Raw genomic sequence first — 12,392 nt, forward strand, 5'->3', positions numbered from 1 at the left:
AGGAGAGTTTTGCCTGTCCTGACTTTTGGTAATTCGGCAATTTTATTGAAAATATCTTCGTTGATATAAGTTCAGATTTTAATGCTTAATTAGATGCTTTATTTTTTCTTGATAGAAGCGATAGGAGTTAACGGGGCATTTTGAGATGTATACTCCCATTCTATTCTAAGTATTTTTAATTGCTTATTAAGCTCGTCATCATCTAATTTAGTTTTTATAGTATTAAGTTTTTGTAGTTGTCGTCTCAACTTTCCATAGCAACCTGCCGCAGAACGATGCTGCTCAGCTTTCTCGGCGAATCTAGCAAATGAAACTACTCCTGATAGTGTGGCAGATAAAATACTCACTAAAACTAGTAGTAATTTCCAACATCCTTTGGCATCCATAAAAAGCATAGCCGTCACAATTGTTGAACTAATAATCAAAGCATAACCAGTCTTATTTGCAGTAGAATAAAGTTTTTCTGAACAAGTATAGTGGCCAATTTGAGCATCATGAAGTCTAGTTAACCATTGGTTTATCAATTCATAAATTTTTGTTCTATCATTTGTCGATGTGACTTCATGTGAAACTTCAGTTTCAGGCGCATTAATGTTTTTATCTGTGTTCATTCATCGCGGCTCAGATAGTAGAAATGTTAAACGAAGAGCGCTTTAGTAAACGCTCTTCATTACAATTAAATTCTATTGTATTCAAAGGCATTTTTGATATTTTGATGGTGGTAAGTTCCAGCAGAGCTAGAACTCATTAATTCTTCATAGATATGGTACGGTACATTAAAGTATTGATATGTACCACTTCTAAACTCTATTTCAAGAGTAGAAGTATTTTCATCGTAACCAACAGAAACTAAGTTGCTTGATTCAACAGGTTGTCTTTCCATGATCTTCTCCAATATATGGTGTGAGTTAATGTTTTTTTGTATCTTGTAGTCGCCAAGATGTTACTAAGTCTAAAAAATTATGGTCGGTTTTGTCTTTAGACCAACTTTCTGTAACTTTAGGGTCATGACTATTAGGAAATTGCCCTTCTTTTGGAATTCGAAATTTAAATCTCATAGGAAGTTTTGCTGCTTCTCCAGTGACAATTGCTTCACCTGTTCGCAATATAGGGAGTGAATCTACAATTCCAGATAGACTGTCGGACATAGCTGATTTTACCCGTGCTCTATCTGTAGCATTACTAATGCGCAGTGAAAATAACGTTCCACACTGAGATAAAATCGTTTCATCAATTTCAGAAGGTCTTTGGCTTATCAACATTGAACCCACGCCGAATTTCCGCCCTTCTTTTGCTATCCTTCTCACCATTGATTTTGATAACCCAGAGTTTTCAGTTGATAGATATCGATGCGCCTCTTCCATAACTAGCAATAGTGGATTTTTTTTCATACCCACATTTAAATTCTTACTCCAAATCGCTGATTCAAAGAGAATGTCGAGCATGGAGTCGAGTAAAAGATCTAGTCTTTCTGAAGGCATACCTGATAGGTCTAATATGGTTATAGGCTTATCTCCGCCAACCCAATTAGCTATCAGTGATGAAAGGTCTTTTTCGCATTTGTTTTCTTCATTAGGGGTCCAATCTCCTGGTTTTAGGAAGAAATAATACTGAGAGTCAAGTAACCTCGAACGCATTAAATCTAGATTTTTTTTCCAACTGCTATTACCTGTTCCTTTCTTTACTCTTTCTTCTTTCTTAATGCACGCTGCTTTAAATCTAGGTGGTTTGAGTTCTTTTACATTACCTTTGTCAGTATAAGCAGGTTAGGTCATGTCCTCATCTAACCAGTTAACTGAATAAGTATGAAATAATTCATACCAAATCTTATCTAATCTAAAGGGAATTGGAGTGTAAGCCGTTATCTTGTTGATGTTTATTTTTATGTTGTCATTAGCATTCACGAAATTAATTTTTTCATCGATAATGAGGTCTATAAAATTATTTTTTAGATCAGTACTTGGGCCGCAAAGAAAATCTATAAGACTATCTGGAGCAACACACCAATATGGAATGTATAGATTTTCAGCGTCATTGTCAGCATTTATTGAAAACACATTTGCAATATCGCTTAATGCTGATGAGTATTCACCATGTAAGTCGAATAGAACAATTCTTGCTGATGGCATCAAAATATTTTGAGTATGTGAAGTTATAATAGCTCTTAAGAGGCTTGCGACACTAGTTGACTTACCTGAACCTGTTGAACCTAAAATTGCACTATGTTTGTTAACTAAATTATCTAGATCAATACTGACATTAATACTATCTGAGCTAGATAATTTTCCTATGACAATTTGACCTTTTTCCTGTGTCCCATAAATTTTCTTTAAGTCTTGTTCGGTTACAAGGTGAACCTCTTCTGATATAGAAGGAAACTGACTTATGCCTCGTTCAAAATCATTACCAATAGCCTCACCAACCAACTCAACTTTAAGTTGTCTACGAGTGTTTATTTTCCCTGATAAATCAATTGAATCTGTATTTTCAACTGTTTCAGAGATAATGCCATAAAGGTTGTTGTAGCCTTGAGGTATTCTTACGAAGCTACCTACTTGGCCAATTCTGTGAGTTTTACCTTCAATAACTAGCAGGCCAGACATTACTTGTGGTGTCAACTCTACGAAAATCGAAGCTCCAGAAACTGATATAACTTTTCCTAAATATGTCGGTGGTTTAGTCATTGTCACTACCTTCGTCAGTTTCACTTTTAGCGACTTTTTGGGTTAAAGATAACGTCCCCCCTGAACTGGCTAGAAACTTAGTGAATGTGACAAAATCACCGAGTTTGAAATGTCTAGATGTAGGTGACCAATATTCATTTCTGATAATATCCCAATTCTTACTCGGTGGCTCACCTATGACCCACGGTGCTCTAACTCCATTAATCACAGCTCCATCAGCGCAATAAACACTAATATTTGGTGTTCTCATTGCTGCTTTTATCGCGAAAGGTTCTTCTTCTAATTTTCTGTATTGAAAAGCAAAAATCGCAGAGGATCTATTCTCTGATAAACACTCATCTAATTTGGCGGTGATATGAGCATCTGCGAATGAGAAGCCTGTTGTTAAAAGTAGGGTGTCAGGTTCGAGAAGAAAATTCTTTAATCGTTCAAACAGTGAAGAAAACGGTGCTGATTGTGTTTGGTCATATTTAATGTGTGAAGGATAAACCATAGTCCCTTCAGCTTCACTATTTCCTCTTATGATCTCTCCGTTATCATTTCTAGTCCAGTTTATGGAACCATGAAGCTTCCACAGCCGAATCCATTTTGCTGGTAGATCATTACTTGAAATACTGGAAGGGTCAAAAAAAGCATTTTTGGCACCTGAAAAACCATCGAAATAAGGGGTTCTGGCTCTTTCCATTGCTTCTTCTAAAAGAAGATCATAATTAGTTGTAAATATTTCAACAGCTGAATCACGATTGATACCATTAATCCATGATATTAGATGACTATAGGGGTTTTCATTTTCAGGGAGCTGCTTATTAACAACTTCTTTTATTATATGGCATATTTTCTTTGAGAGATTTTGATACCCTTCAGCATCAAGACCATGAACTTTAAATATCCCTATTACTTCAGCTAGCGAGCGAACTCTTGAAAGTATAAGCTCAATGTTCTTGTCACCGATTTCGTGGGCTAATGCATCAAAGGCAGGTTTTTCTGTTACTTCCTCCAATCCTAGATACACAATCCTAGTTAGGCCTGCAATATCAGGAATTAACGGTTCCCTTTCTGCTGCCCCAGTCTCAGCTACATTAATACTGAAAGGTGCACCAGCACCGATTAGTATGCCAATCTTCTTTTTACTGTGTGCGAGTACATGACGAAAATCGTACATGTACTGATCTGGATTATGTACCGTTGTAGTTGGCATATGACTTTCCTTGGTCAAAGCAGTTTGATATGTGTGGTCAGATTTAACTTTATTATGATCATTTCCCTACCTCACTTTTACTCAAGCATCGCTGTGCGACTTGATAAATAATCTGTTCAACTTGTTGTGGGCTGTGCGACTTGATAAATAATCTGTTCAACTTGTTGTGGGCTGAGCGCTTGGGTTCTTAGTGTTGGAATAGTGCCGACTAATTGTTTGTGGTTGACGATCGGGAACGGTGGTTTTGTCTGGCAGGTGACAAACCAGCCGGGGAATACTAGCACTGGGGATGCGGCGACTGGCGTTCCTGTGGCTTTGGTTAACCATTGGCTGACCCACTTGGCTTGGCGTTCAGCCTGTTCTATCGGTTTGGTTTCAGTCCACGAGGGGAAGTTTAAGCGCCCGTCTTTGTAAAATACTTGATAGCTTTTTTTACCAGAGCCTGGGCCATTTCCATTGGTTTGGAGTAGGTCTTTGTTTCGTTTATGGCGGCCTTTGGTTTCAATGGCGAATACGCCATTTTTGCCTACCACAAGATGGTCGATGTTAAAGCCGTCGGCTTGGACATCGTGAAATACTTGATAACCGAGTGCTTGTAAGCCTATGAGTTCATTGGCTGTGGCAATTTCTGCTGTATGGCCTAGACGTAATTTGGTGAGCTTTGAAAAGTTTTTCCATGTTTTAAAGCCGCAATAAGCTAATCCCATTAAACCCGTTGTGACAGATATCCACGGAAATTGACCGACTGTGATGTGGGCTTTAAGGCTGCTGACGGCAAACGGTAGGGATACTATCATCGCGCCCATCAGCATGCTTCCGATTAAGTCCATTTGCAGATCTTGTATTTGTTGCTGTAAACCATAAGCGGGAATGCGGGCGAGTTGTTCACGATCGACGGGTAGTTTTACGGTTGCATCGCGATATTTCAGCAAGCCATACATGACACCCACTATGGCAAACATGCTGGAGAGTATTATCGCTAGGGATAACATACTGTTGCTGAAATCGGTCATTTACGTCCCTGAAGTAATGCGAGTCAATAGTTAAATTGATGACATAACCCGCTAATAAAATTTACTTATAGTTTTGGAAAGTGGTGGCAGAGTTGTCTGCTAAGAGTTTGGGCGCACATTGCTGATTTGCTTCTTCTTCCTTAAATGGCGTCTTCGATGATTGAGTTCGAGTTTGCCCTGCATTTTCCTTAGTGGTCACACTTTAACCTGCTCTATACGGTTTAATCAATGATGTTTATCACAATACGTATTTTAAATAATGACTTGTAGCTCAATAGCACTAGAAAAAGTTCTAGCTGGTCGACATTGTAGAGTCGCGTTTCAGACGCCAATCCTTGCTTTTCTATTTGTTCTTAGTCGAGCCCGCAGATATATACAGAAGTTAAGCAAGATTAGGCACTGTCATGTAAGGGACCGTCCGTGGCAGGGATGCCACGTTCGAGCATACAAGGACGTTACTTGAACAATATCCCTATTTAACTGCCAGTTCGCCTTCCATGGCTCTCGTTCATAAGCTCAGAAACCCGAGGTTTCTATTCACCGAGTCACTGGAATGACAGTGCTTAATCATTAATAGTGATAGCTAAGGTCGTTTTTTGATCCGCGTTTTAGACTCTTCTCTTTGCTCTTATTAGTCCTTAGTCGAGATACACAAAAGCTAAGCGGTCATGTTAGTGACCGTCCAAGAAGAGGGAAATCTCAGCGTAAACGCAGTGCGTCGGCGACGAGAGTAAAAGCGGGGGAGGGTTGGCGGCGACTGGGGTAATACAGATAATAGCCGGCAAAAGACAGGCTCCAGTCTTCAAGGACTTTGACTAAACGCCCAGCTTTGATATGGGGTTCAAACTCTGCTTCTGGCAGGTAAGCGATACCGTTGCTTTGCAAAGCTGCATCGACGATATGGTGCGATGCATTAAAGATAAGTTGGCCGTCCACATGTACATTCAGTTGCTTGCCGTCTTTTTCAAACTCCCATACATACAAACCACCGTGGGTCGGGAAGCGAATGTTAATGCAGTTATGCTCGATAAGATCCTGTGGGTGTTTGGGGATGGGATGCTGTGCAAAATAAGCGGGAGTCGCCACGGCTGCCATTGTTTGATGGGGGCCGATGGGGATCGCGATCATGTCTTTATCTATGGTATCGCCTAGGCGGATGCCGGCATCGAAGCGATCCGCCACTATGTCCCTAAAGCCATAATTCACATCGAATTCGACTTTAATATCGGGATAATTGTGGAGTAATGGCGACAGTTTTGGGATGAGTAAGGTTCGCAGCACGAAATCACCGCAGGTGATCCGCACTGTTCCGGCGGGTTTGTCACGCATGGCCGTTAACGCATCCAGCTCGGATTCAATTTCATCAAATCGATTACCTATCGCATTTAACAGGCGTTCGCCTGCCTCTGTCGCCGATACGCTGCGAGTGGTACGCGTTAACAGCCTGATTTCAAGTCGGGTTTCTAAACCACTGATCGCTTGGCTCAGTGCCGATTGAGTGACGCCGAGCAAGGCGGCGGCTCGGGTAAAACTGCCTTCGCGAGCGACGGTGACGAAGCACAAAAGATCGTTCAGATTCCGTTTCATCATACTGTTTTTTTACACCACTTTAATTAGCTGAGCTAATAAGCTCTATAAGCATTCATTAGCTAGTAAGGTTCCAGTGCATTTGAAACAATAGCGACTACAAAGTCAATCAGATTTAAATTTAACCATTGATAGGTATGTAATGACCACTCAGGTATGCGAAACGTCAGAACCACGCTGTGCGATTCAACAAGCGAGTCAACAACAAACGGCAAATTGGAGTGGCGTGCTGGCGATGTCGTTATGCGTGTTTGCCTTGGTCGCCTCGGAATTTATGCCTGTTAGTTTACTGACACCGATTGCCGCTGATTTGAATGTGAGTGAAGGATTGGTCGGGCAGGGCATTGCGATATCTGGTTTTTTTGCCGTGTTAACCAGTTTGAGTATCGCATCAATTGCTAAAGTTACGGATCGTAAGTCACTCCTACTTGGGCTCATTTCGTTAATGTTGGTATCGGGCATTGTGATTGCTTATGCCCCTAACTACGCAGTTTATATGCTGGGCCGCTCTTTAATTGGCGTCGTGATTGGTGGATTTTGGTCTTTGTCTGGCGCGTCGGCGATCCGTCTGGTGCCAACGGAAAAGATCCCTAAAGCCTTGGCGATATTCAATGGTGGCAACGCGCTGGCTATGGTGATTGCTGCGCCGCTGGGCAGTTACCTTGGTGCGCATATTGGTTGGCGAGGCGCCTTTTTCGGTTTAGTGCCCGTCGCACTGATCGCGTTTGTGTGGATGTGGTTTAGTTTGCCTGCGATGAAACCCGAAAAACGCGTTGCTGGCTCTGCGAATGTGTTTTCTCTATTAAACAAGCCTTTGGTTCGATTGGGAATGTTGGCGATTGTGTTGTTCTTTATGGGGCAGTTTGCGTTGTTTACCTATGTGCGTCCGTTTTTGGAAACCGCTATCCACGTAGAGAGCAATAACTTGTCATTCATTTTGCTGGTGATGGGCGTCGCGGGTTTTATGGGGACGCTGCTAGTCAGCTTGTTTTTGAAAAACAATCTCTACCGCACGTTAATCTTTATTCCGTTGGTGATGGCGGTAATTGCTTTAGCGTTAATCCTGTTTAGCGATAGCAGTGTTGCCGTAACGACGCTGCTTGCATTGTGGGGCGGCGTTGCCACTGCGGCGCCCGTTGCATGGTGGACTTGGCTTGCGCGAACTATGCCGGAAGATTCTGAGGTCGGTGGCGGCTTAATGGTGGCGGTTATCCAATTGGCTATCGGGCTGGGCTCAACCTTAGGCGGTGTTCTATTTGATTTTAATGGTTACCACAGCACATTTTTGCTGAGTGCAACCTTGCTAGCGGCGGCTGCTTTATTGGCGTATTGGACCCAACGTTCAACGCCAGAACCGCTGCTTCACGCTCAATAATGAAGGAATTTTACTATGAAGATTAAAGCTTTTGGTGCAAATGCCAGCCATTTACCGCTGGAACCTATGACGATTACACGACGCCCACCCGGTGAGGATGATGTGCAGATCAGCATCGACTACTGCGGCGTGTGTCACTCGGATGTGCATCAGGTCCGTTCGGAATGGGCGGGGACCTTATATCCCTGCGTTCCCGGTCACGAGATTGTTGGCCGAGTGACCGCCGTGGGCGGACATGTCTCAAAATTCAACGTGGGTGACTTGGTTGGCGTGGGTTGCATCGTTGATAGCTGTAAACACTGCCATGAGTGTATTGATGATCAAGAAAATTACTGCGATCACATGGTGGGCACTTATAACGGCCCAACCCATGACGCGCCTGGGCATACGCTCGGTGGCTACGCGGAACAAATCGTGGTTGATGAACGTTATGTGCTGCGTATCAGTCATCCACAAGCGCAATTAGCGGCCGTGGCTCCGCTTCTGTGTGCGGGTATCACCACCTATTCTCCGCTGCGCCATTGGCATGCGGGACCGGGTAAAAAAGTTGGTATTGTCGGCATTGGTGGCCTTGGCCACATGGGCATTAAGCTCGCCCATGCCATGGGGGCTCATGTTGTGGCATTTACCACTTCAGAATCTAAACGTGATGCGGCCAAAGCCTTGGGTGCCGACGAAGTGGTTGTTTCCAAAAATGCCGATGAAATGGCGAAGCATCTGCAGAGTTTAGATTTGATTGTGAATACCGTTGCGGCTCCCCATGATCTGGACGCTTTTTTAAGCCTATTAAAACGCGACGGCACTATGACCTTAGTTGGCGCGCCTGCAACAAATCATCCTTCGCCCAATGCGTTTAATCTGATCATGAAACGCCGCAGCCTTGCGGGTTCAATGATAGGTGGGATCCGTGAAACCCAAGAGATGCTCGATTTTTGTGCTGAGCACAACATAGTGTCGGATATTGAACTGATCCGTGCTGACGAGATTAACACCGCCTATGAGCGCATGCTGAAGGGCGATGTGAAGTATCGATTTGTTATCGACAACGCCACGTTAGCGCGCTAGCTGAACCTGAGGTGGATTATGGGGATTCGATGCTTAAGTATTTTTGTCGTACGAATGCCCATGGTTTTATTGCTGTTTATGGCCAGCATAGAGGTCGTATCCGCTGCGACCTCTGCGTCAGCGAGCCAATATAATGAGTCTATGACTATGCCGCTTGCAAAAAAGAGTTCAGAAAAGAGTGCAGTAAAGATACGCATCATCATCGCAGACACAACATTGACCGCAACGCTTGAAAACACGTAGGCGGCTCGGGATTTTGTGGCGTTATTGCCTTTGGACCTCACGCTTGCGGATTACAACGGCACCGAGGAAATTGCCGATTTACCGGCAAAGCTTTCGCATAAAGACGCGCCACAAGGTTATACCCCCAAAGTGGGCGACATTGCGTATTTTGCGCCTTGGGGAAACCTGGCCTTTTTCTATCACGACTTTGTTTATTCGCGCGGACTCATCCGACTCGGTCAGATAAATGGAAGTGTTGATGCCCTCATGGGCGACAGTGATATCAAAGTACGAATAGAGCAAGCACAAAATGGCGATGATTCAGAATAGAGAACCTACGATGTATATGAAAAATTTAAACAAAATCACTAAAGCAATAATAATGCTAGGCCTGTTATCAACAGCAAGCCTGCCTGCATTCGCGCAGGATATGTCTAATGGCGCTGATAATTTCTACCAAAGCGATAGCGTGGCTATGCAGCGAGTGACATTTAAAAATCAATATAATATGACTGTTGTAGGCAATCTGTTTATCCCCAAAAACCTCGATAAAAAAATGACTCATCCAGCGATAGTCGTCGGTCATCCAATGGGCGCGGTAAAAGAGCAAAGTGCTAATTTATATGCCACAAAAATGGCGGAAAAAGGATTTATTACCTTATCGTTAGACTTGTCATTTTGGGGCGAAAGTGAAGGCCAACCCCGTAATGCGGTTTCGCCCGATATTTACGCCGAGGATTTTAGTGCAGCGGTCGATTATCTGGGCACTCAAACTTTGGTAGATGGTACTCGTATCGGCGTGCTGGGTATTTGTGGCAGTGGCAGTTTTGTGATTAGTGCGGCCAAGATCGATCCGCGCATGAAAGCCATCGCTACCGTGAGTATGTACAACATGGGCGCAGTAAATCGTCATGCCCTAAACCATTCGCAAACCGTTGAACAACGTAAAAAGCTTATCGCAGCCGCGGCGAAACAGCGTGACCTTGAGTTCGGCGGCGGTGAAATTCAATATACCAGCGGGACAGTGCATCAGTTAGATAAGGATACCCATCCAATCCAGCGCGAGTTTTACGATTTTTATCGCACGCCACGGGGCGAATATACGCCAGTAAGCTCGTCACCACAGTTAACCACTCACCCAACGCTGACCAGCAATATAAAGTTTATGAACTTCTACCCGTTTAACGATATTGAAACCATCTCACCACGGCCAATGTTGTTTATTACTGGCGATAAGGCGCATTCAAAGGAGTTTAGTGAAGAAGCCTATCGATTAGCGGGCGAGCCAAAGGAGCTTTACTATGTTAAAGGTGCCGGCCATGTTGATTTGTATGACAGAACCGCACTTATCCCATGGAATAAGTTGACTGAGTTTTTTAGCCGAAACTTATAAATTGATTACCGGATTAAATGAGTGGTTCACACTGAGTGATAACAGCTGAGTTGCTTGAACCACAGGTTTACTGCGTCGTTATTGGGTTTATGGCTGATGAGGAGCGTGAGTAACAAAGTACAAGGGAGCTTTGATTTCTGCTATCAATGAGCTCAATCTCACTTATTCAAATTAAAGCGGGTTGTTGGTAGGCATTGTTCCGAGCAATAACGAAATACACTGCTCGTGGCTAAATACTATTCTTTGCTAAAGACTGCGCAGTCGCGGCCTTGTTGTTTGGCGAGGTAAAGCACTTCATCCGCACGCTGCAGCCAAGTATCCGTTGTTGTACCTGGCACCCAAGGCGCGACACCAAATGACACTGTGATTTCTTTGCCATCGGGTGTTGTTAGCTCTTTTTTAATCGCCATTCTAAGGTTTTGAATAAACTCATCTTGTTCACTCATTTCCGGGATTAAAAGGACAAACTCTTCGCCACCGAATCGATAAAGTCGATCGTTTTTACCAAGGTGCGAAGTCGTAATCGCCACAAAACGCTTTAGTACTTGGTCGCCAACAGCATGGCCGAACTTATCGTTTACTGTCTTGAAGTAGTCCAAATCTAGAATAGCTAGCAAGTGTTTAACGCCATTGCGTTCTGCGTTGGATAAGGCCGCCTCCATATCTGAGCCCATGGCACGGCGATTAAATGCGCCGGTGAGCGGGTCAACGCTATTGAGGGTTTCGAGCAAGCGAAACTGTTTTACGCCGTGCAACGCATACACAAAGGCGCTCATCGACATCATCAAGATGGTGATCACGAAGGAGAATAGTGAAATGACGTCAAAAATGTTAGCCAGCGCCACCAGTGCAATGCTGGCAACGACGTTAATTAAAAAGGCTTCAATCGGTTTAACTAAAATAAAAGTGCTGGCAAAAACGGGGTAAATCCACAAAAAACTGCCTATTCCGTTAGCGACAACGATGACAACAACACCGGTATTAATAAACACCGCCAATATCGCGCTAACCATGCGGATTTTTTTGGAATAATGCGCATAAGCGACGAACGATATCATCCCTATGATCAGCGTTATATCAATGATTGCCGCAATGTAGTTGCCACTCAGATAACGTATCACCACAAAGGGGAAAACACCCATCACGGCGACAGAACTCAGTAGTAACAATAACGACAGTTGATATTTTTCCTGCAGCTGATTGATCATAATGCTCTCATCGTAAATTAAATTATCATGCCAATCAGACGGAGTACGTTAGCACGCTGAAAACATTTTTGAATGAGAATACGTATAAATTGGGCCAGAGTAAATTGTTAGTTTCTGGCTTTATTTGATGTCGCGCACCTGCTCGTTTGGTATTTTTCCATCGCCTGCCGTAGGGCGCTGTACCGTGAGTAACCTGATTGGCGGCGATGGTTCGCGACGGTCTAAAGATTAACTTGGCACTTCACCCTATCTTCACTCAGGCAATGTTCTCTGACATCAAAACGTGCTTTGCCCCCTGAGCTTAATATCACTATTGCGCTCGAACATATCTGCAATTTAGTGAATGACCAGAATTAACCAACAGGCGATTGAGCATGCTTTGTAGCGCTTAAGTTTTGCTCGCCGTCAGTATGAGTGATGATTCTTCAGCGGCGTGAGTTTTAGCGGGTAAGACGGTGTGTATGGTGCTGCGAATAAGTTCTAGCTGATAGCTGCGTTTGGCGTCGAAGCGGATTAATGGCAGCTTAGCACTTTCGCAGGCTTGTTCGATGAGGAGGTCGCGTTGCTGAGTGCGTGTTTGCTTGTGGCTTTTATCATCGAGTTCGATGGCGGCGATAACTTCAAGTGTGTGTTTGTCGCAGAGTAAG

12 protein-coding genes and 1 pseudogene are annotated in these 12,392 nt (G+C 43.6%); 4 read left to right on the plus strand and 9 right to left on the minus strand.

Going from position 1 to position 12,392, the window contains the following annotated elements; genetic code table 11:
* Window positions 1-98 precede the first annotated feature (98 nt).
* From FW758_RS23305 to FW758_RS23335, 7 genes are all read right to left on the minus strand, one after another.
* A complete protein-coding gene (locus FW758_RS23305) occupies window positions 99-611 on the minus strand; it encodes an SLATT domain-containing protein (protein WP_446446673.1) in 513 nt (170 codons plus the stop codon).
* Between the two features lie 65 nt (window positions 612-676).
* Window positions 677-883: a KTSC domain-containing protein gene (locus FW758_RS23310; protein WP_446446674.1), complete on the minus strand. Its 207-nt coding sequence runs from the start codon at window positions 881-883 to the stop codon at window positions 677-679.
* A gap of 25 nt (window positions 884-908) precedes the next feature.
* Window positions 909-1,637, minus strand: coding sequence for an ATP-binding protein (locus FW758_RS23315; protein ID WP_446446675.1), 729 nt, complete (start codon window positions 1,635-1,637; stop codon window positions 909-911).
* Between the two features lie 129 nt (window positions 1,638-1,766).
* Window positions 1,767-2,684, minus strand: coding sequence for an ATP-binding protein (locus tag FW758_RS23320; protein WP_446446676.1), 918 nt, complete (start codon window positions 2,682-2,684; stop codon window positions 1,767-1,769).
* Window positions 2,677-3,882, minus strand: coding sequence for an SIR2 family protein (locus tag FW758_RS23325; protein WP_446446677.1), 1,206 nt, complete (start codon window positions 3,880-3,882; stop codon window positions 2,677-2,679). Before FW758_RS23325 ends, FW758_RS23320 begins: the two co-directional genes overlap by 8 nt.
* 116 nt (window positions 3,883-3,998) lie before the next feature.
* Entirely contained in the window at window positions 3,999-4,895 is an 897-nt protein-coding gene (locus tag FW758_RS23330; protein ID WP_446446678.1) for a nuclease-related domain-containing protein, read from the minus strand.
* Between the two features lie 699 nt (window positions 4,896-5,594).
* The gene (locus FW758_RS23335; RefSeq protein WP_006080194.1) at window positions 5,595-6,485 is read right to left on the minus strand and encodes a LysR family transcriptional regulator; all 891 of its coding nucleotides are present in this window, start codon (window positions 6,483-6,485) and stop codon (window positions 5,595-5,597) included.
* Window positions 6,486-6,624: 139 nt separating this feature from the next.
* Between FW758_RS23335 and FW758_RS23340 the strand changes: the two genes are divergently transcribed.
* The 4 genes and pseudogenes from FW758_RS23340 (at window position 6,625) to FW758_RS23355 (ending at window position 10,537) form a co-directional block, all read left to right on the plus strand.
* The gene (locus tag FW758_RS23340) at window positions 6,625-7,857 is read left to right on the plus strand and encodes an MFS transporter (protein WP_259589509.1); all 1,233 of its coding nucleotides are present in this window, start codon (window positions 6,625-6,627) and stop codon (window positions 7,855-7,857) included.
* Between the two features lie 15 nt (window positions 7,858-7,872).
* A complete protein-coding gene (locus FW758_RS23345) occupies window positions 7,873-8,922 on the plus strand; it encodes an NAD(P)-dependent alcohol dehydrogenase (protein WP_413471846.1) in 1,050 nt (349 codons plus the stop codon).
* 255 nt (window positions 8,923-9,177) lie between these two features.
* Window positions 9,178-9,474: pseudogene (locus FW758_RS23350) on the plus strand (cyclophilin-like fold protein); the annotation flags it as partial.
* Entirely contained in the window at window positions 9,455-10,537 is a 1,083-nt protein-coding gene (locus FW758_RS23355; RefSeq protein ID WP_446446679.1) for an alpha/beta hydrolase, read from the plus strand. The pseudogene FW758_RS23350 and the gene FW758_RS23355, both read left to right, overlap by 20 nt.
* Window positions 10,538-10,773: 236 nt before the next feature.
* Here the strand turns inward: FW758_RS23355 and FW758_RS23360 are convergent, their stop codons facing one another.
* Complete coding sequence (locus tag FW758_RS23360) at window positions 10,774-11,745, minus strand: GGDEF domain-containing protein (protein WP_446446680.1); 972 nt, start codon at window positions 11,743-11,745, stop codon at window positions 10,774-10,776.
* Between the two features lie 388 nt (window positions 11,746-12,133).
* On the minus strand, window positions 12,134-12,392 hold a 259-nt coding region (locus FW758_RS23365), incomplete at its 5' end, for a DUF2726 domain-containing protein (protein WP_446446681.1).

The sequence above is a fragment of the Shewanella sp. 1180_01 genome, from assembly GCF_052850535.1.